The following is a 21,241-nucleotide window of genomic DNA, read 5'->3' as shown; positions in this document are numbered from 1 at the left end:
GTTAAAAGTTTGTAGTATTGTTGAAAATACAAGTAGAAAATACCCTAAAATTAAATATAGGGATTTTATAATATATTGTGCGGAGTATAAGTTATACAATTATTCTTATGTTATTAAATTTTTTTATATTAAAAAACCCTTGCCACACAACTTTACATAAAGCTGTGTGGCAAGGGTTTTTGGATAATTATTTAGTTTATCTTAAGAAAGTCTTTAATTCTATCATAACTATTTTCGTCACAAATAACTATAAAGATATCATTATCTTTAAAGATTGTACTTGGGCCAGGCGAAAGAATTAATTTATAGTCTCGTCTTATACCAATTATAGTTGCTCCAGTGTTTTGCCAAAATTTAGTTTGGGATATAGTTTGATCTATTATACTCATGTTAGAATGTATTTCAAATTCAAAAGGTGTAAAGGGATTACTATTTTTAAATCTACTAGAATAATCTACTAGTTCATCAATAGAATTTTCTATAGATCTATCTAATTCTTTTTTCTTTTCAAGTAAATCCACAATGCCCTTTTTAAGAGAACTTATAGAATCTATATCTTTAAATTTATCAATAAATTTTAAAGAATTATCTACTGAATTTACAACAATTCCACTACCCTTTGTTACCTTTACTATATCCATGTCACTTAGAAGGCTTATCGATCTTCTTACAGTTTCTGGTGACACGTTATATTGACTTGCAAGAGAAGACCTACCATATAGTTTATCTCCTATAGAGATATCCCCAGATATTATTCTGTTAGCAATATCAATAGCTATTTTTTGATAAACGGGTTTTAAATGAGAGTCATTTGGCATTTTTTTGTTTTTATCAAAAGTGTTAGTTAGACTTCTGATAAATTCCCCCCTTCGACTTTATAATATGTTAAACACATAACGCTTAATCAACTTATATAAGTGAATGTTATTACTTTTACAAGTCAAGTATAGATTATAATGGGAATAATGTAAATAGAAAGTGGTGCCAATCATGTGGCAAGTGGCAAAGTGGACATAGGTAAGTTTAGAGGAATAAAATTTAAACAACAAGGCCATAATCCTAAAATATGTTAAAATATAAATATAAAGTAAATTATAAATGTAAATAACAATAGGCTTATAAAATTATAGAATGTAAAACAACTAAGGTATCTATTCTTTTCTGCATCTGTGCTCTCATTTATGTATAGTTTATAGGAGATAACACTAGCTAAAGATGCAATGAGGGTTCCAAGTCCACCTATATTAACCCCCAGTAGCAGCTCCCTCCAGTTTGAGGTGAAGTTCGCTAAAAGTATGGAGCAGGGAACGTTGCTAACGACTTGACTTAGTATAATTGAAGAAAAATAAGTTGCGGCTTTATTTTGTAAAAGTTCTTTAGCATAGTGCTCTATAAGAGGAAGACTGGAAATATTCCCGATAAATATAAAAAAACCTACAAAGGTGAGTAGTAAAAAATAGTCTACTTTAGCTAATAGATTTTTATTTAATAGTAATACCGCTGCGATTGTAACTAATGTGGCTAATTTATAGTTTATAATATTAAATACTGACAATAATATAAATATAAAAAGTGCACAAAAAATTAGAACTTGAAAATTATTTTTAATAACTATACCTTCTAGATTAAATTCCAACTTTTTATTCTTCTGTGTTAAATTCAAAGTGAAAAGCCAAACAGCACCCAATATTGCAAAGGGTAACATTATTTCTAAGAATCTAAAGGCCGTTAGATTATAATAAGAAAAAATGAAAAGATTTTGAGGACTACCCATAGGTGTAAGACCACTACCAATATTAGCGGCTAGTGTTTGAAATACAACTGTTTTCATGGGGCTTATGGTAGCTCTTTTGCTTATAATAAGGGCTAAGGGTACAAAAGTTATTAGAGCCACATCATTAGTTATAAGCATAGAACTAAAAAAAGTCAGGTATATTAAAATAAATGAAATTTTTCTGGAATTATTAAATTTAGCAAGTAGTCCCACGGCGATTTTGTCCAATATCTTCATATATTTAAAAGCGCCTACAACAAGCATAAGATTAAATAATGTAAATAATACTTTGAAATCAATGTATCCTATTTTGGGAGTGGAAACAAATGAAGAGACAATAGCTAGCACCATCGCTAAGACGAAAACTGCTTCGTTTTTTAATTTATTTAATATATTAGTTGTGTTATGCTTAAGAGATATTGTGTTGAACATTCTGTATCACTCACTTCGTGGTTAATATTATAATATTATAATATTGTAGCATTTTTAACATTTAAAATCTATCAAACAATGATTGAAAGGGATACATTAATGGTCTAGAAACACTTAAAAAAAAGATAAAGTATAGGAGAAATTTATGAAAAATTCGATAAAAACAAAAACAATAGTTAAGGTTTTATTATGTGTCATTTGGCTTAGTATTATTTTTTATAATGGTACAAGGCAAGGAGAAGTATCACAAAAAAGTAGTGAAGAGGTCATAAAGGTAGCCAGTATGGTGATGAAAGTTCCAAAAGTAACTATAGACAAACCTAATATTCAATTTAGCAATTTAAACTATTATGTTAGGAAAAATGCACACTTTTTTCAGTATTTTATTTTCGGTATATTTCTATGTGCTGCAATAAAGAATTTTAACTTATATAAGACAAGTAAAATATTTTTAGTGCTATTTTTAATGCTATTTTTCCCAGTAATGGACGAGTTCATTCAAAAATTCGTACCTGGAAGAACCTCCAACATTATTGATATAATAATTGATTTTAGCGGTGGGACTTTAGCAATGATATTAACTAATATTAGTTACAAATTAAGTAGTAAATTTAAAAAAAAGAAAGAAGTATTATCATTGAAGTAATGAATATTATTGACTCAATAAACTCATAATAAGTAGGTAAAAAAATTTGTTATGAGGGGACTTTTAAAATGAAGAAAAAAGATTTAAGAATAAAAATATTAAGTGGAATGTTATGTACGGGATTAGTATTTTCTGGAGCAAGCATTAGTTTTGCTACAGAAAATACTAATGGTAGCATAAATGAAAAACTTGCTACAAGTATGGATATTAAAGCTCCTATGGATAAGATGGAGCAAGAAAGACGAGCAGAGATGAAAGTTACATTAGAAGCTGTAATTGCAGAGAGTGTAGCATCAAAGATTATTACTAGGGCTGAAGGGGATAAGGTATTAAAACATGTAGCCCTTAAATCTCAGAAAAAATCTGGAGATGACAATAGAGACGGTAAGTGCAAAAATGGAAAATGTCAGGGTGGAAAAGGCGGATTATTTAATGAATTAGTAATTGAAGGTATTTTAACTAAGGAAAAATCCGATGCACTTAGAGAAAAAATGCACCTTAAAAATACAGAGCTTAGACATGAAAAACTAAAAATTGGTTTAAATACACTTGTAACTAATAAAGGTTAACAGCGCAGGGTTTACGACCAAAACAATATAAAACTACCAAAGTGCCTAATTATGCACTTTGGTAGTTTTTATCTGTTCTACAAATATTAAATTAAGTAGTAAGACAGTATGAAAGTACCTTTAACTTATTATATATTTTTTATATTCTTAAAGAAATACTATATTAAAAAAGGTAAGAATAAGGTTGCAAGTCCTAAGAAAAAGAAGAAGCCTAGAACGTCTGTAACGGTGGTAACAAATACAGCAGAAGCAAGTGCTGGGTCAATATTGAATTTTTTAAGTATAACTGGTACTGCGAAGCCTGAGATGGTTGCTGCAACCATGTTGAGCACCATAGAAGCTCCGATAACTACTCCGAAAACCATATTCTTTTCCCAAAAAGAACCTAAAAGAGCAACAGCAATACCCGTTGCAATACCTGTACATAGGCCCACACCGAATTCCTTTAATAATATTTTTTTTGCATTCTTAGCATCTATTTCTCCTAGGGCGATACTACGAATAATAATAGTAAGTGTTTGTGTACCTGCATTACCGCCCATTCCTGCAACTATTGGCATAAAGGTGGCCAAGGCTACGACCTTTTGGATGGTACCTTCAAAAAAACTGACGGTAGAAGCTGCCATTATAGCAGTCACTAGATTTACAAATAGCCAGGGTAATCTACTGCTTACGGCATCTTTAAGAGAACCAGTAACTTTTTCATCTTCTTGCAAACCGGCAAGACGGTATAAATCCTCAGTATGCTCATCACTAAGAATTTCCATAATATCATCCGCAGTTACTATTCCTAAAATTTGCATAGCTTCATTAACTACGGGCATAGTTAAAAACCCGTATTTTTCAAATATATGCCCAACTTCTTCTCTATCCATATCAACGGGTATGCTCATAGCATTAATGTTCATAATATCATAAATTTTTACATCAAAACTATTTACTACTATATCCCGGAGAGATATAACTCCTTTTAGAAGATTATTTTCATCAACTACGTATATGTAGTAGGAAGTTTCTGCTTCTGGAGTTTCTTTTTGTAAATAAACCAAAGTTTCACCTATAGTCATATTCTGTTTTATGCTGATAAATTCAGTGGCCATTATACCTCCTGCACTTTCTGCAGGGTAGCTTAACAATTCTTTTACTTCATCAACATCTTCTTTATCCATGTTTAACATAATATTTTTAGCTTCATCTTCTGAAACAGATTCTAATAAATCTACCAATTCATCAGAAGACATTTCGTGTATAATTTTCTTTTGCATAATTGCGGAATGTATAAATAAGAGGTTATATTTATCCTCATCGTCTGCGTCATCAATAATGTCCGCAATGACACTAGGGGATAGATTTTGAAATAGATTTAAGGTATCTCCTTCATATTCCCTAATAGCTACTAAAATATCTGTAGGATGAATAAATTGAATAAGTTTATCTATTTCATCAATACTTCCATAAAGTAAAAATTCCGTTAGTGCTTTTCCGTTTAATCCATGTGACATACTATACCTCCTAAATTGTTATTAGAGGGAGAATCTATAAATATAAACTCCATAAAAAATAGCCATTTAGCTAAAATACTAAAAAGCTTAAATTTAGCTCAATTAAGTATATGCCTGGAGGAATGTAAAGTCAATTGCATAAAAATGATATAGAAAATTATGACTAATACATGGAGTTGTGTTAAAATAATTATAGATACATTATAGTAAAATATACATTTAATAATAAGTTATTAGGAGAGGAGAATTTAGTTAATGGCAATTTTAGTATGCGGTGGAGCAGGTTACATTGGGAGCCATATGGTAGCTCAGCTTTTAGAAAAAGGAGAAGAGGTAGTTGTTTTAGATAATTTCCAAAAAGGACATCACGATTCATTATTGGGTGGAAAACTTTATTCTGGAGATTTAAGAGATGACGCAATACTTCATAAAGTTTTTACAGAAAATAATATAGATGCAGTTATAGATTTTGCAGCAGATTCATTAGTTGGGGAAAGTGTTACAGAACCACTAAAGTATTTTGAAAATAACATCGGTTCTACTATAAACCTACTTAAGGCAATGAGAGACTATAAGGTTAAAAAAATTGTTTTCTCATCAACTGCAGCAACGTATGGTGAGCCAGATAATATTCCTATACTCGAAGATGATAGAACTTTCCCTACTAATCCATATGGAGAATCAAAACTTGCAGTAGAGAAAATTTTAAAATGGTGTGATAATGCTTATGGCATAAAATATACAGCATTAAGATATTTTAATGCAGCAGGTGCTCATATAAGTGGGAAAATAGGAGAAGATCACAGACCAGAATCTCATTTAATTCCTCTTATTCTTCAGGTTGCACTTGGGCAAAGAGAAAAAATTATGATATTTGGTGATGACTATGATACAGAGGATGGTACTTGTGTTAGAGATTACGTCCACGTAACAGATTTAGCCAATGCTCATCTACTTGCAGTTGAAAGGCTTAGACGAGGTGAAGATAGCGTAATTTGTAATCTTGGAAATGGAAAAGGTTTTTCTGTTAAGGAAGTAATCGAAACAACAAGAAAAGTTACTGGTCTTAAAATAAAGGCGGAAATGGCACCTAGACGTGCAGGAGATCCAGCAGTACTTATAGCTTCTAGTGATAAGGCTAAGAATATTCTTGGATGGGCACCTAAGTATGATTCATTACAAACTATTATTGAAACTGCATGGCAGTGGCATAAAGGTCATCCAGATGGATACGTAAAATAGAAGTTTTAAAATATGAAATTTCTACTGCGTGCCTTGCAAAAGTGCTTGAAACAGGAAATTTTATTAAGAAATTCTAATCTTTTGCGAATATAAAATGCTCTGACACTCACATTCGCCATCCTGGCTCAGGTTCGCTAGCCTGTCGTCCTGACAGGCTCACGAGAATTTTATATTCACAAAAGAAGAATTTCTAAATGAAATTCCAATGTTTCTGCTCTTCTTATTGCAAGTCACTCCGTAGAAATTTCATAATTATCAATAATGAATTATTTTAAGTTCCACATGGTGGGGGTGGAATAGTGTGATGAAGAGTCTCTATATTTATTTATAGGGATTTTTTCACGTGTGGGGTTAATGAAAATATAAGATGTAGATATTTTTTTGATAGTTATTTAAGGCGGCAGCCTGGTATGGTTTATTTACGGACGAGCATGCTCCCCTCAGATTTGCACCTCTGAGATTAGTCTTTCTAATATCTGCTCCAAAGAAATCTAATCCACGGGTACTGGTTTTATTACGTTTTGAAGATTTCGCCACTAACTCGTGACTTCAGTCATGAGTTAGTGGCGTTAAGTATTATTGTATAGGGCGGGCAGGTTGTAGTGAAAGTGATTCTGTAAGATACCATAGCATTTCATGAAGTTACCTCATATTAGTAAAATATATAAAAAATTTACTTTTAGATTATATCATATGAGTTATATTATTCAACAGTTAAAGAACATTCATTTAGCTCTGATGAATATAATACCCATTTAAAAATAGAAATAAACCACAACATAAGTACACCAATTATACTTTCTTATTATCAAGAATATTTTTCAGTTAAGAGCTCCTATTTAAGGAAATAATGCAAACGACATTCAGTATAAATAATAAATTCTCATATTGACAATGAAAATTATAAGAGGTAAAATATGATCACAATTTATTAAACGATAAAGAGTATTAGTAGACAATCAATAAACGGAGATGAAATTATGAATGAAGTAATAGAATTATTAAATAATCATAGATCAATTAGAAGTTATACAAATGAATCAATAAGTGACAAGGATTTAGACTTAATAATAAGTGCTAGTCAGTCTGCCCCTTCATCTATAAATGGGCAACAAGTTACTATAATTGGTGTTAGGGATACCCTGCGAAAGAAAAAACTCTCGCAGCTTGTGGGAGATCAAGTTTATGTAGATAAAGCTCCTCTTTTTCTTGTATTCTGTGCTGATTTTTATAGAGCCAAATTGGCTGCTGAAATTACTGGGGAAAAGATGGTGATTACTGAAAGTGAAGAAGCAAAATTAGTAGGAGCGGTGGATGTAGGGTTGGCGCTTAGTAATGCTATAGCTGCAGCAGAATCATTAGGCCTTGGAATTGTACCAATTGGAGGTATAAGAAAAGAAGCAGAAGCTGTAGTAGAGCTTTTGGAGCTACCAGAGTTCGTGTTCCCTATGGTTGGACTAGCAATAGGTCATCCCGATGGAACATCAGATGTGAAACCAAGATTCCCTAAAGGAGTTGTGTATCATAGTGAAGTATATAATAAAGATTTAAAAGAAAAAATCAAAGAATATGATGAAGAAATTAAAGAACATATGATAAAAGTAACAGATGGTAGACTTAATAAAACTTGGAGTGAAGAAGTATCTGGAATATACAAATATGTATACTATCCAAAGGTTAAAGATTCTATTGAAAAGCAAGGATTTACAGGTGAAAAATAAAAATATTTCATAAATTTTTCTAAAAAAACAGTTGTACATGCTATCCATCCGAAGCATATACAACTGTTTTGATTTTTTTGCAATATTTAATTTTTTAAGACTAATTGAACACCATACTTGTTTTTGAAGTCGTCGTCTTTATTTACGTGTTTTAGAAAAAAGGAGCCCTTTAAAAAAGTGGTTATAGAAATTAAGATAATAAAATTTTTAAATATTAAATTAATTTTCATAACATTTCTCCTTTCCGACAATACTATATTACTATAATATTATTTTGCTCAAAAATAAAATTTAAACACTATTGAATCATAGGTAATTAATTAAAAAATATACATGGTTTAATTGTTAATTACCAATACACATTAATTAAATTGCAAAATAATCCAAAAAAATTCACAAAACTACAAATATGTTGTATGGTAGTACATAATAGATAGGATTCTGTAAAAAACATAATTCTATATAAGGGGGTGCTACTATAAAAAGATTTAAAATTAAATATTCTTGCTTTTTAATTTTGTTTTTATCTGTTTTTCTTTTAACTGGGTGTGCAAGTAATATTGGAGATAATGCTGTAAGTGTATCTAAAGAAAAAATGCAAATAAGTAATAGCTCAGAAAAAGTGGCAAATTCTGATGAAAATACTAAGACAGTGAATGAAAACACAAAAGTCACAGATGAAAATACTAAAATTACCCAATATGAAGGTAAAAAAACCAATTCAACTTTAAATGGTAATTTAAAAGTTCATTTTATTAACGTTGGACAAGCAGATAGTATTTTAATTCAACAAGGTTCAAAGTTTATGCTTATAGATGCAGGAAATAATGGAGATGGCAAGCTAGTTAAGAACTACTTGTTGCAGCAAGGTGTAAAAAAGTTAGACTATGTTATTGGAACTCATCCTCATGAAGATCACATGGGAGGTCTGGATTATATAATTAATGATTTTAATATAGGTAAAATTTTTTTGCCTAAAGCAACTTCTACTACAAAGACTTTTGGAGATGTAGTGGCAGCAATAAAAAATAAAGGAATGAAGGCAACCGTTCCTAGTCCAGGAGAAACCTTTAATTTAGGTTCAGCTAAATGTACAATTTTAGCCCCAAATAGTACTAAATATAAGGATTTAAATAATTATTCTGTGGTGGTAAAATTAGAATTTGGAAACAATTCTTTCATTTTAACAGGAGATGCGGAGGACATATCAGAAAGTGAAATCCTTCAAAAGGGGTTTAATATTAAGGCAGATGTGCTTAAAGTAGGTCATCATGGAAGTAGATCATCAACTTCAGATGAATTCTTAGCTAAGGTAAATCCAAAGTATGCGATTATATCCACTGAAAAAGGAAATGATTATGGCCATCCACATAAAGAAACCATGGACAAATTGAAAAATAAAAACATACCAGTATATAGAACAGATGAGTTAGGAACTATTATAGCCACATCTAATGGAAAAACCATAAGTTTTAATACAAAGCCTGGTAGTTATTCGGCTGGAAGGCCTTAGAAATAAGTGAAGTTCACCTTGGGAATAAGGTCGACCCATAATAATTTTTAATATAGGTGTTTTTTTAGAGTATACTTTTTTAAAGTATACTCTAAAAAAATGCCTATTTCCAATGCAAATATGGAATGTGATGGGAGTTCGATGTGAACGTAATAAGATGAATAGGACAATTTTTTGTAAACTGCCCCATATAAAGTTAAAAATCAGTGTATCTGTGCTAGTATGTAGACACTACGAAAAAAGGAGGTAATTATGTCGAGAAATAGGAAGACAAAGAAGAACAAAGGGATACCTGGACTAATTATTTTATTAGGTACAATTGTAATTTTTGCATACATTACATTAAATAATGGTGGACTAGACCTTAAGAAAACTAATTTTACTGAGGTTATAAGTAAACTTAAAAATATAAAAACTATAGGTGGAGAAAATTCTGAAGCTAAAAGTGAATCTACAGAAAAAACTGAAAATAGTGACAAACAAAAAAAATTAGAAAAAATAAGAGCAGCCGTTGAAACGTCTAAACAGGCTGCAATATCAGAAGAAAAACAAAATACAGAGGAAAACAGAAAAGAGCCTGGCAAGCAAAAGCAGACTAAACTCACTGTACTTGAAAAATTAAATGAAGATCTAGGAGGCGCATATTTACAAGTGGAGACTCCAAAAGAGAAGCAGATAATCTCAAAGATGCGTTCAACTGTTAGTAAATTGCAACGAGATGCTTCCTACAATTCTTCTTCAGACCAAGCATCTGTTAAGAATTCTTATAGTAAATTAGATAAGGAAAGTAAGAATAGAGTTAAAGTCGCATTATTTACTAATATTGATGGAGATAGTGTTGGGCAATTGAACCAAATTTTTGGACTATAATTCTTGTTAAAAAAATAAAACTATCAAAATGCCAGTGGTATTTTGATAGTTTTATTTTATTGTTTTATTGAGGAAGTTCTAAATCAGATGGAATATCAAGACCTGCCATTTTCATTAAATATAATGCATTCCTAGTTGTAGAAACACCAGAACGCAACTTATAGTCAAAGTATAATTTATCATCTTTATAATATTCTTTAAGGTGATAATTTTTAACTTTCTTATTGGTTTTCTCAATGTCACCTAGTTCTAAGTCATGGGTAGATACAAAGCCTAGTGCGTTGTCAGTACTTAGTTTGCTTACCAAAACCTTAGCTCCGGTATGTCTATCTATAGAGTTAGTTCCCTTAAAAATTTCATCTAATAAGAAGAAAATTGGAGCATTATTTTCTGTAGCAGTTACTAGTTTCTTTATTCTTAGAAGCTCTGCATAGAAGGAAGAAATATTTTTTTCTAAATTATCACTTGTCCTCATGCAAGTATAAATATCCATTATAGAGCAGTAAAAACTTTCTGCACAAACAGGAGCACCTGCATAGGCTAAAACCAAGTTAATGCCTGTAGTTCGCAGTAAGGTGCTTTTACCAGACATATTAGAACCAGTAATTAAAAGAATGTTTTGTGACTTTTCTATGTGAATATCATTATATACTCTACTGGCTCCAAGTAGTGGATGTCCCAAATTCTTAGCTTTAAAAATAGGAGGCTCCTCCTGAAACTTTGGCATTGCCCAATCTTTGTGTTCGTAAGTTATAGTTGATAAACTATTTAAGGCCTCCATTTCACCTATAACCTCTAGCCAAGATTTTAAACTAATACCGCTAGTCTTTTTAAATCGCTGTAGATTAATTAGACATTGATAATCTAATAGAAAAATGATATTTATAGGCAGATAATAAATGTTCTTCCTATCAGAGATTAGATTTACTAGCTTTCCTAATCTTTTTATCTGATGAGAAGCTTTTATCCCATCTGCATTGAAAAGTTTAGCTTTTAAACTTTTTAAATACTCAGAGTTGAAATTTGTTTTTTCAATATGCATAAGAAGCTTATTATATATAAGAATAGTATCTTTATATTCATTTACAGTATCTAAATTGCTACTTATTTCTCTATATCCAAGTGTAAGCATTATCATTTGAATCACAATGCCTATAAGGCCTAATCTATAGGATACTTTAGTAAAAAATAGGGATAATACAAAAACAGATAAAGTCACTATTGGTAATAGCCTTGTTATAGTTATAACCCAAGATTTTAGGAAAAACTCATTTTTATCCTCGGCCCATTGGATTAATTCTTCAGGGTTATGATTTTTATTTTCACTAAGGATGGCTTCTGCTTCAAATCTTTGTGTCCACCCCATATTTTTCGCTAATTCCCTTATTGCTTCTTGTCTTTTATAAATTTGCTTAATACTATAAATAGGAGAGGACAGAGTGTCCTTTAATTTTTTTCTGCCAAGATAAGTTATACAGGAGTTAATCCATTGAAAAAGGGAACTTTCGCCAAATATATCCAAGTCTCTTGAGTAATTATGTTCCTCATCAAAAAAATCTTTACCATCATCAGAAAAATCCTTCCAATTGCCATTTAACCGTTTTATAGCATTTTCATTAATTTCACATAAAATAGAACAACGAATTTTGTTGTGTTTTATCTTGCTATGCTTAATTGCGAAAAATACAAATATTACAGTAGTGGCAATTAATACAGATAGACATAAATAATAATTTGATCGCAAATAGAAGAAAATTGTAAAGCCTAATCCACTTGCAAAGATTAAAAATCTTAATATGCCTATAAAACTTGCGGTTTCATTTTGCTTTTTTAATAAATATTCATAATGTTTTTTTCGATTAATGTAGAGCTTTTTTTCGGTTATCATGATATCCTCCTAGGTCTTTCTTATTAGGTATATAATATCATACTACAGGCTTGGTCCGCAATTTTCAATATTAGGATAATATGACCAGATTAATAAATGGAAGGGGAAAAATTATTTGTTAACTATTTAATTTGATGAATTAAATCAATCTAAATGTGATAATATATAAGCATTATGAATAAAGGGAGATATTATGGCTAGAACTAAAAAATCAAAGAAAAGCAAAGGCCTAGTAGTGTTTATTGTTTTATTAGCAGCTTTGGCATTACTTGTATACAGTGTATTATATACTGGAGGGGTGGTCCTTAAAAAAACGGATTCCACAGAGGTTATAAACAAAATTAAAGTTATACAGATAAAAGGTGGAGAATTTGAATTAAATCAAGAGGATGTAGATCAGTTAAGCAATTTATATTTTGAAAGTCCTAAAAATAAGGGAGATATAACTCTTAAAGGAGCTAATATAGAAGTTTTAAAGGATAAACTTTTAATTGAAGCACCTATAAGTTATAAGAATATTAATTTATTATTTTCTTCTGCAGGGAAAATAAGCATTTCTAATGGTGATATTGTCTATGATGCTGACAATTTTAAAATCGGCAAGCTTACATTGCCTAAGAGTATGGTGATTTCTCAAATTTCAAAGAATGCTAACGAGAGTTTTTATGTTGAGGACAATTTAATAAAAATTAAAGAGAGTGCTGTTCATTTTAAAATGAAGGATTTAAAGATTGTAGATAGTAAAATAGTAGGTACAGCAGAAAAAATGGATATAAAGGCTTTATTTGATGCGCTTACTAAGAATAGTGTGGAGAATATAGATAAACAACTAACTATATTTGAACAAAAAATACAAGGTGCTAGTTCACTTATGAATGAATCACAAAAACAAAAGATGAACGAAATTAAAAATACCATTGATGCAGTTAAATATAAATCTATAGATGAAAAGAAAAAAGTAATAAGTGATATTATTAGGAAACTTGATAAGGCTATAAGTGAAACTGGTGACAGTGAGATAAAGAAAGAATTAGAAAAGATAAAAGCAGAGACTTAAATTTTAAGTCTCTGTTTTTTATTTTTCTAACTGCTTAATCAAATGATACAATAATCTAGCTCCAGCACCAGTTCCACCCTTAGATTCATAATCACTGTTTTTTTCAGCCCAAGAAGTTCCAGCAATATCAAGGTGTAACCAAGGCTTATCCTTAACGAATTCTCCAATAAATAATCCTGCTGTTATAGATCCAGCATTTCGGCCCCCTGAATTTTTAAGGTCTGCTACATCAGATTTTATCAATTCCTTATATTCATCAAAGGCCGGTAATCTCCAAACCTTTTCATCACATATTTTTGAAGCTTGCTCTAATCTAGTAAAAAAGAAATCATTGTTTGCAACTACACCAGTAGCCGTAGTGCCTAAAGCAGAGATTACTGCCCCAGTTAATGTGGCTATGTCTACTACTTTTGTAGCGTGCTCTTTTTCAATTATATAATTTACTGCATCTACAAGAGTTAATCTTCCTTCAGCATCGGTGTTAATTACTTCTATAGTCTTGCCGCCCATGGAGCCAATTATATCTCCTGGTCTGTAACTATTTCCACCTATCATATTTTCACAGGAAGCAACTACTCCTATTACATTTACCTTTGCTTTTAGTTTTGTTATAGCAGTCATGGCTCCAATTACAGCGGCCGCTCCGCCCATGTCGGATTTCATTGTAACCATTCCAGTAGTAGGTTTGATGGATAATCCACCACTGTCATAAGTAAGACCTTTTCCCACTAATCCTACAATTTCTTCTTTGCTACCCGGGTTACCTTGGTATCTCATAACAATTAATCTTGGTGGTTTAACAGAAGCTTTAGCGACTTCAAGGAATGCTAACATATTTAATTTTTTTATAGCTACCTCATCAAAGATTTCTACTTGGAATCCACTTTCAACACCAGCTTTTTTTGCTGCCTCAGCTAGTTCTATAGGGCCTAATATATTAGCAGGTTCATTAACTAAGGTCCTGGTCAATATGTTAGCTTGTCCAAGTATTACTCCTTCATTAATGCCCTTACTAATATTTTCTAAATGATCTTCTTGCGCATATAGTATGTTGAATTCTTCTAAGGTTGAAGCTTTTTTATCTGATTTGTACTGATCAAATTTATAGTCTGCCATTACTGCAGCTTCAGAAATAGTTCTAACAATTTCATCTAAGTTCATTAGGCTAACTAAATTTTCAATATTTATATCAATGGATTTAGATTTTGACTTTGCTGCCTCTTTTACTGCTTTAGCTATATTTTTTCTTAATCTGTCTAAGGTAAAATCTTCTTTTTTGCCTACCCCAACTAGAATTACATTTCTAGGAGATTCATTTCTAAATAAATTTATAATTTGTAGCTGGCCATTTTTACAATCAAAGTCTTCACTATCTAACATGAATTTTATTTTAGAGTGAATTTCTTTGTCTAAAGGCAATCCCTTATCTAAAGCTAATCCTTTGTCTAATTGAGAATCCTCAAAATAAGTAATAAATTTTGTTTGAGCTTCATTATTGTATGATTTTATATTTTTGCTTTGGAATATCATATATTTTCACCTTCTCTTTCATTTTGGTATAGATTAAATTCAAATAAATAATAAGTGTGTTTGAGAGTCTATCCTAACCTAATTTACTTGTTTTACATACCTAATTTCTTATAAAACGATAATGATTATCAAGTAATATCTAATTTGATTGTAAGCTTAATGACTAATTTTGTCAACACACTTTTATTTATAAATATTCAGGTGATAATTAAGAAAATAATAGGCTCTAAGGTGTAAACAAATCGAGCACCTTGGAGCCTAAAATGAGTATTTTGTTTGTTATATATATCCAAATGATGAGCAGTACTATTCATGTACCCTAGGCCTCACCATACCGCATATCTTTTAACATATTGTGACTGTTTAAGGTGAATAAGTAATTGTACTTAGAACTATGCTTTATTTCATCAGTTATAATGTTGAAAAGTAGATCTCTGTACATAGTAGATGGAAGCCCTCTTCTAATTTCTCTATATCTTTCTACAGCACCAAGCTCTCCAAATAAAGCTTTTTTAATGCCATCAAGGTAAGAAATAGGCTTCACAAACTCCTCATCATTTCCAGGGGGTACATCTACACCGGTGATGCTTTTGTATATATATCTAAACATTTTATTATGTCCACGTTCATCATCCCTTATAGAAGCAATAATTTTTTTCTCATCATCTGTAGGCGCAATACTTATTAAGTAATCATAGAACAATTCATCTTCTTGTTCGCCTTGAACGGCTAAATTAATGCCTGCTAAGGACTTTTCTAATAAATCCATGTCATACATCATATATGGGTTTGTGTACATTTTAAACCTCCTTCTAGTGTTTTTTAAGGCATAATATTAGTGATTGTTAATTGCAATAATTATAAAATCAATATTATATATTGTATGAAGAAGCTTCGCTAGTTGTGACAGAGGAACAGTACCAATAAGTATTGCTTTCAAGTATAATGGGTATTATAAGCGGATAAAATATTTAATGTTTTGAACTTAAATATAGGAGATGATTTAACGGTGAAGATAACTATAACAGGAGCCTTATATTCAGGAAAAAGCAGTGTTGCTAAGGCTATAAGTAAGTCTTTAGATTATACTTATTTTAGTGTAGGTGATTTACAAAGAAAATTAGCTGTAGAAAAAGGTATGTCTATAACGGAATACAATAAATATATGCTTGATAACAAGCTAGATCATGAAGTTGACAACAGAACTGCAGAGATTGGGAAAGAAAAGGACAATTTCATTTTCGATGCTAGACTTGCATGGCATTTTATACCTGATTCCTTTAAAATATATTTAAAAGTAGATTTGGATGTTGCAGTAGAGAGGTCCATGAAAAATGAACGAGGCAAATCAGAGAAATATGCTTCTAAGGAAGATGCTAAGGTGAATATAAATGAAAGGCGAAGACTCGAGGTTAGTAGATTTAAGGATATTTATAATATAGATATAAATCAAGAAAGTAACTATGATTTAGTTATCGATACTTCACATATTAGTATGGAAGGGGTAATAGAAGAGGCTATAGAGAAGGTCAAGAAGGTTATAGAGAAAGTATGAAATTTCTCCTGCATGAATTGCCAAACGAACTTGAAACTGGAAATTTGATTAGGAATTTTTAATGCTTTGCGAATGTAAAATTCTTTATCCCCTTAGTAGGGCTCTTGGGTACATAACAATTATCAATTGTTATGTACCCTGTCAGGCTACGAGAATTTTACATAAGCAAAATAAGAATTTCTAAATCGAATTTCAATAGTTTCTGCGTTTCGTATTGCAATTCTCTACGGAGAAATTTCATACTTTTGTATAATCATTATATAGAATATTTAATTGTAATGAAATATTGTACTAGTTAAGCTGAGTCTTAATTTTAATCATGGTTACTTATCAGTATTATCCTCGATAAACTCGAAAATATCTTCAACTGTGCAGTGGAATACCTTTGAAATATCCATTGCTATTTTTAGTGAAGGGTTATATTTTCCGTTTTCAAGATGAACAATAGTTTCTCGTCTTACATTAATTTTTTCAGCTAATTCTTGTTGATTTAGGTCGTGTTTTGCTCTGAATTCTTTAATTCTAGTTTTAAGGATGACCATATTCTAAACTCCTTTTTTGTCGATGATATTAAATATGATCACATTTAAAATAGCGAGAAAAACAATATCAAATGAAATAATATAACCGATTGTTATTGTTGAAATATTAGAAAAGCCAATTGTGATCATTATGAAAATAAGAGTTATGATGGCAACTGTAAAACAAATGGAATCTGATTTTAATTTATTTCTCTTTGCCAGTTCATCATTTATGTCTTTTTTCATTTTGTGATATAGACTAAATAATCCACCACATATTGTTCCAACAATGACTGGGATAAAAGAGTCAAAAGTCGTATAGTGAGTTCTCACCATAGTATAATAGAAAATCGGGAAAAATATAATGGGGATGGTTCTAATAATCATAGCTGTTCCTAAACTCATCTTTTTATTCATAATTAAAAACTCCTTTAAGTGATATATTTATAACTTTATGTTACAAATATATCACTTAAAGAAAACTTAGTCAATACTTGTTTTGTATATATTTAGTTTATTACTAGGTACATCTGTATAATGGAATATAAGATATAAAAATAAAAAACAATCATAAATCCTTCTAATAATTAATACTATTAATAGTGATTAGAAAAGAATAAACAAAGAGGGGGATTTAAAATGGGGAAAGAATTTCGCGGTAGGGCTTTGTGGAAGTTACCATCAAGAGGAAGGGGAACTTGCCCAGTATGTAAGACAGAGAGAATTAAATTGTTATATGAAATAACTTTAGGTAATAATGATAAGATTAAGGTTTGTAAGAGGTGTCAACATAAAAAAATAGATAGTCTTTAATAGAGTAAAGAAAGTATGAAATGTATCCTGCGTGAATTGCAAACGAGCTCGGGACTGGAAATTCCATTAAGAAATTTCAATAGTCCTTTCGTTTCTTATTGCAATTTACTCCGGAGAAATTTCATGCTTTTATTTATATTGTGGTTGTGAGTGCTGGCAGGCTTATGAAAATTTTACATTGGCAAAGGAATAATTTATAAATTAAATTAAAATCTCATTATGTCAGTATCTGCTGGGATACCATCCGTTTTCATTATCTTTAACTCAAATCTTTATTGGGTTTTTATGTCCAAGTGGTTTATTACATATCCATGCGGATATCCACTCATTGCTACCGTCTACATTATTGTTTTGAAATTCTGATAAAAGTAATTTACCACAGAATTTTAAATTGTAGATTATGAGTATAATGACAAAAGGAGTTGCTTAGTTTTTATGAAGAGAGTATTTATGATAGTTTTAATTACGTTTTGTTTTGTATTAGTGGCGGCTTGTGGTAACAAATTTAGTAATAATAATTTGAATTCAAAAGAGACTACTAATAAGGAAACTGCTTTACAAAAGAATGATAGTGGAGAAGATAATCCTAAAGATAAGGCTGAAGGTGTAAAAGTTGCAACTCCGAATGTTCAGGCGGATATAAATTCGTTTATTCCTAAAGGTTGGCATATCCTTGAGAAAGTAATGGGACAACCTGAAAAGGTTGAAGGCGACTTAAATAAAGATGGTATAAATGATGTTGTAATTGTAATTGAAGGAACTAATAAAATGGAAGGAGAAGCAGCACCAAGGTCATTAATGATACTTTTAGGGAATAAAGAAAAGTCTTATTCTACTTCAGTAATAGCAGAAAAGGCAGTTTTACTTTCAAATGAAGGTGGAGTTTGGGGTGATCCATATGAAAGCATTGTAATAGATAGAGGATCAATTTTACTGAATTTCTATGGTGGTAGTAATTATAGATGGTTTAGTTCATATAGGTTTAGATTTCAAAATAATGGTTGGTTCTTGATTGGAGTTACTGTAGGAGAGTATTACACTGGTACAACCACAAAAGATAATGCCGACATTGAGGATTATAATTTGCTTACGGGGGATTATGTGTTTAAAAAAGCCGATGCTAATGGTAAATTAATATTGACAAAAGGTAACAGGGGAAAGAAAGACCTTGTAAATCTTAAAAATTTCATTGCTAATTCTGAAGAGAAACAGTATTAATTATTAAGCTAAGCACACTTGCGAATTTATTCATGAGTGTACTTAGCTATTTTTTTATTAATTTTAGCTTGAAATTCTAGCTGTCTAAATTTATTGATATAACTTGATTTTTACCTAGAGACTTAGCCTGGTAAAGTGCTTTGTCAGCTTCTCCAAATAAATAATTTAAGTCTTGTATTGTTGGAGTAATAGAGGCGGTCCCTACACTTATGGTGACGGGTATTAAATCTGATTTTCTAATAATTATAGGGTTATTTTCTACAGCGCTTCTTAACTTCTCACCGATTATCGCAACATCTTCAATGGAGGTGGAAGGTAATAAAGCAATAAATTCTTCACCACCATAACGGCCGAAAATATGATTTTTACCTAAAGTTTCTAAGCAGACCTTAGAAAGTCGATTTAAGACCAGATCACCGGTATGGTGTCCCAAGGTATCGTTTATTTTCTTGAAATCGTCAATGTCCATCATTATGCCTGAGATAGGTTGTGCCAAGACTTTAGATTTTTCAAAATCTATATTTGCAAGTTCAAAAAAACTGCGTCTGTTGTACAAATTGGTTAAAGGGTCTATAGTAGCTAGTTTTTTAGTTTTACCGTGTAATTTAGCATTCTCTATAGCCATTCCTGCATGGCAAGCAAAGTACATGGCTATGTCAATATGATATTGAGTATAAATATCCTTTTGGGTGGAATCTAATGTTAAGATACCAATAATTTTGTCCTTAAAGATTATAGGTATTCCCATCCAACTTTCAAGAGTAGTTAGCTCTATATGATGCTTAAAATGTGGATTATTTTTAACATTAGAAATTAATAGGGCGGTGTTAGTTTCATATATTTTTTTAAATAGAAGATCATCCTCTTTATTGATAGAAATTTTGTATATGCTATCAATATCTTTGAAACCATTTGCTGCCATAACATTAAAATGGTTATTTTCTTCCATGAAAAATGAGGCACTGTCATAAGGAACTAATTCTTTTAAGCTTTTTAATAATTTGTCTAAGACTTCTTCTAAATTCAAGGAAGAATTTAAAAGAAAGGTAATAGCTGTAAGTTTTTCTGCTAACATATATTTTTCTTTTTCCTTGGATAAATTTTCAACTTTTTTATAGGATTTAGACTCATTCATTGCTAATATAAAAGCATTCAAAAGTATGAGAAGGAAGAATCCTGATAGTGAATAGTCATTGCTATGATTTAACCCTAAATACTTTAGTACGGTTATACCGCTTATGCCAATAGGGACTAAGCAACCAATTGCCATAATAAAGGTTCCACGTTTTTTTGTGAGACAGGCTTTTAATATAACAAAAGTAGTATATATAATAATTAATAGTGTGAATATTTGAAAGAACAATAGGAATTTTGATGCCAGTAGTGGGGATATGAAAATAGTAATAAGAATAAATAAAAAGCAAAGAAGTTTGCAGCTTTTTCTTACTATAGTAGAGCAATCATTTTTAAAGATTAAGTATATGTAACTTAGCATAAAATAAACTCCTGCATAGAAAGTCATGTATTCTAGTTTGAGAGTCCAGCCATAACTTAAGTTATTATACATGGTTAAAATGTATTTGTTACCAACAATTAATGCCCTTAAAGATAAAGTTATACAGAGAGCACCAAAATAGAATTTAGAATTATCATTTGTTCTAAAAGAATATAACCATAAGTGATATAAGCCCATTATGAGCAATATGCCGAAGTAAAAAATTTCAAGCGCAATGGAAGACTCTCTTTTATTGGCCATTTGAGACTGGGTGCCTAAATAAAGTTTGTCCCAGGTACCGCCATTTCTAAAGTTATGATTTGACACTTGAAGTATTAATTGAACACTGTTATTACTGTTCATAAAATAATTCGTTATGGGATTAGTTGCAGGAGTTTCAGAAGAACCGCTTGTACCAACAATTCCATTAGACAAAAACAGATTACCATTTACCCATAATTTATATGAAGATAACATGGGGGGAACACTTATGCCTAAAAGAGTATTTTTATATTTTTCATTTAATTTTATTGTTAATCTATATGTAGCATAGCCATTAGAACTATAATTTTTGTTGTATTTATTCCATTCCATGGGCATTTCAATATAGGAGGGAAGAGGTGCGCTATTACTTAAATCTTCTGGAGACAATAATTGCTGCCAGTAAAATTCCCATTGTCCACCCAGTGATGTATAGCCATCTTTATTAAAATCCCAATCAGAAAGCTCCAAAACACCTTTTTGGGAATTGATATTTGATGAAGTATCGGAGGAGGATAATCTATTTAAAGTGAAAATAACACTTAGTAATGCTGCTAAAATAATAATAGATAGAGTAATAATTACAGGTTTTTGTTTTTTTAGCATCATAGTTATAGTCTCCCCTTTTTATATA

Annotated in this window: 20 protein-coding genes; 10 read left to right on the top strand and 10 right to left on the bottom strand. The window is 30.7% G+C overall.

What is annotated here, in order from left to right:
• Nucleotides 1-191: 191 nt before the first annotated feature.
• Together KPL51_RS07640 and KPL51_RS07635 are read right to left on the bottom strand one after the other, a co-directional pair.
• Nucleotides 192-818 (bottom strand): GntR family transcriptional regulator, encoded by a 627-nt coding sequence (locus KPL51_RS07640; RefSeq protein ID WP_216159105.1) that lies wholly within the window; start codon nt 816-818, stop codon nt 192-194.
• A 251-nt stretch (nt 819-1,069) separates the two neighbouring features.
• Complete coding sequence (locus KPL51_RS07635) at nt 1,070-2,206, bottom strand: SLC13 family permease (protein WP_216159103.1); 1,137 nt, start codon at nt 2,204-2,206, stop codon at nt 1,070-1,072.
• A 145-nt stretch (nt 2,207-2,351) separates the two neighbouring features.
• Here KPL51_RS07635 and KPL51_RS07630 point away from each other — a divergent pair, with 145 nt between their 5' ends.
• Both KPL51_RS07630 and KPL51_RS07625 read left to right on the top strand, forming a co-directional pair.
• Complete coding sequence (locus KPL51_RS07630) at nt 2,352-2,852, top strand: VanZ family protein (RefSeq protein WP_216159101.1); 501 nt, start codon at nt 2,352-2,354, stop codon at nt 2,850-2,852.
• 68 nt (nt 2,853-2,920) lie between these two features.
• Nucleotides 2,921-3,421, top strand: coding sequence for a hypothetical protein (locus tag KPL51_RS07625; protein WP_216159099.1), 501 nt, complete (start codon nt 2,921-2,923; stop codon nt 3,419-3,421).
• A 158-nt stretch (nt 3,422-3,579) separates the two neighbouring features.
• Here KPL51_RS07625 and mgtE read toward each other — a convergent pair whose 3' ends face one another.
• Nucleotides 3,580-4,923 carry a magnesium transporter gene (gene mgtE, locus KPL51_RS07620; protein ID WP_216159097.1) on the bottom strand — a complete coding sequence of 448 codons (1,344 nt, stop codon included), beginning with the start codon at nt 4,921-4,923 and terminating at the stop codon, nt 3,580-3,582.
• 255 nt (nt 4,924-5,178) lie between these two features.
• On the opposite strand from mgtE, the gene galE reads away from it, so the two are divergent.
• A complete protein-coding gene (gene galE, locus KPL51_RS07615; RefSeq protein ID WP_216159095.1) occupies nt 5,179-6,165 on the top strand; it encodes a UDP-glucose 4-epimerase GalE in 987 nt (328 codons plus the stop codon).
• A gap of 351 nt (nt 6,166-6,516) precedes the next feature.
• On the opposite strand, the gene KPL51_RS23395 is transcribed toward galE, so the two are convergent.
• Nucleotides 6,517-6,702, bottom strand: a complete 186-nt coding sequence (locus tag KPL51_RS23395; RefSeq protein WP_216159093.1) for a pentapeptide repeat-containing protein — start codon at nt 6,700-6,702, stop codon at nt 6,517-6,519.
• A 443-nt stretch (nt 6,703-7,145) separates the two neighbouring features.
• Between KPL51_RS23395 and KPL51_RS07605 the strand changes: the two genes are divergently transcribed.
• The 3 genes from KPL51_RS07605 to KPL51_RS07595 all read left to right on the top strand — a co-directional run bounded on the left by KPL51_RS07605 (nt 7,146) and on the right by KPL51_RS07595 (nt 10,269).
• Nucleotides 7,146-7,886, top strand: a complete 741-nt coding sequence (locus tag KPL51_RS07605; protein WP_216159091.1) for an NADPH-dependent oxidoreductase — start codon at nt 7,146-7,148, stop codon at nt 7,884-7,886.
• 595 nt (nt 7,887-8,481) lie between these two features.
• Nucleotides 8,482-9,399, top strand: a complete 918-nt coding sequence (locus KPL51_RS07600) for a ComEC/Rec2 family competence protein (RefSeq protein ID WP_216159115.1) — start codon at nt 8,482-8,484, stop codon at nt 9,397-9,399.
• 252 nt (nt 9,400-9,651) lie between these two features.
• Entirely contained in the window at nt 9,652-10,269 is a 618-nt protein-coding gene (locus tag KPL51_RS07595; RefSeq protein WP_216159089.1) for a hypothetical protein, read from the top strand.
• A gap of 64 nt (nt 10,270-10,333) precedes the next feature.
• Here KPL51_RS07595 and KPL51_RS07590 read toward each other — a convergent pair whose 3' ends face one another.
• Entirely contained in the window at nt 10,334-12,157 is a 1,824-nt protein-coding gene (locus KPL51_RS07590; RefSeq protein ID WP_216159087.1) for a MutS family DNA mismatch repair protein, read from the bottom strand.
• A 193-nt stretch (nt 12,158-12,350) separates the two neighbouring features.
• On the opposite strand from KPL51_RS07590, the gene KPL51_RS07585 reads away from it, so the two are divergent.
• On the top strand, nt 12,351-13,214 hold the full coding sequence (locus tag KPL51_RS07585; protein WP_216159085.1) for a DUF2140 family protein: 864 nt from the start codon (nt 12,351-12,353) through the stop codon (nt 13,212-13,214).
• 18 nt (nt 13,215-13,232) lie between these two features.
• On the opposite strand, the gene KPL51_RS07580 is transcribed toward KPL51_RS07585, so the two are convergent.
• Nucleotides 13,233-14,744, bottom strand: a complete 1,512-nt coding sequence (locus KPL51_RS07580; protein ID WP_216159083.1) for a leucyl aminopeptidase — start codon at nt 14,742-14,744, stop codon at nt 13,233-13,235.
• A 319-nt stretch (nt 14,745-15,063) separates the two neighbouring features.
• Complete coding sequence (locus KPL51_RS07575; protein WP_216159081.1) at nt 15,064-15,543, bottom strand: ferritin-like domain-containing protein; 480 nt, start codon at nt 15,541-15,543, stop codon at nt 15,064-15,066.
• 210 nt (nt 15,544-15,753) lie between these two features.
• On the opposite strand from KPL51_RS07575, the gene cmk reads away from it, so the two are divergent.
• Complete coding sequence (cmk, locus tag KPL51_RS07570) at nt 15,754-16,299, top strand: (d)CMP kinase (RefSeq protein WP_216159079.1); 546 nt, start codon at nt 15,754-15,756, stop codon at nt 16,297-16,299.
• Between the two features lie 323 nt (nt 16,300-16,622).
• On the opposite strand, the gene KPL51_RS07565 is transcribed toward cmk, so the two are convergent.
• Both KPL51_RS07565 and KPL51_RS07560 read right to left on the bottom strand, forming a co-directional pair.
• Nucleotides 16,623-16,841 carry a helix-turn-helix transcriptional regulator gene (locus KPL51_RS07565; RefSeq protein WP_216159077.1) on the bottom strand — a complete coding sequence of 73 codons (219 nt, stop codon included), beginning with the start codon at nt 16,839-16,841 and terminating at the stop codon, nt 16,623-16,625.
• 3 nt (nt 16,842-16,844) lie between these two features.
• On the bottom strand, nt 16,845-17,237 hold the full coding sequence (locus KPL51_RS07560; protein WP_216159075.1) for a hypothetical protein: 393 nt from the start codon (nt 17,235-17,237) through the stop codon (nt 16,845-16,847).
• A gap of 222 nt (nt 17,238-17,459) precedes the next feature.
• Here KPL51_RS07560 and KPL51_RS07555 point away from each other — a divergent pair, with 222 nt between their 5' ends.
• Entirely contained in the window at nt 17,460-17,633 is a 174-nt protein-coding gene (locus KPL51_RS07555) for a hypothetical protein (protein ID WP_216159073.1), read from the top strand.
• A 435-nt stretch (nt 17,634-18,068) separates the two neighbouring features.
• Complete coding sequence (locus tag KPL51_RS07550; RefSeq protein WP_216159071.1) at nt 18,069-18,851, top strand: hypothetical protein; 783 nt, start codon at nt 18,069-18,071, stop codon at nt 18,849-18,851.
• Nucleotides 18,852-18,927: 76 nt separating this feature from the next.
• Here KPL51_RS07550 and KPL51_RS07545 read toward each other — a convergent pair whose 3' ends face one another.
• A complete protein-coding gene (locus tag KPL51_RS07545) occupies nt 18,928-21,216 on the bottom strand; it encodes a diguanylate cyclase (RefSeq protein WP_216159069.1) in 2,289 nt (762 codons plus the stop codon).
• Nucleotides 21,217-21,241: the final 25 nt, after the last annotated feature.

The sequence above is a fragment of the Clostridium bowmanii genome (assembly GCF_018861315.1).
GTDB classification, from domain to species: Bacteria; Bacillota; Clostridia; order Clostridiales; family Clostridiaceae; genus Clostridium_AD; species Clostridium_AD bowmanii.
This window is presented reverse-complemented; position numbering and strand designations above follow the sequence as displayed.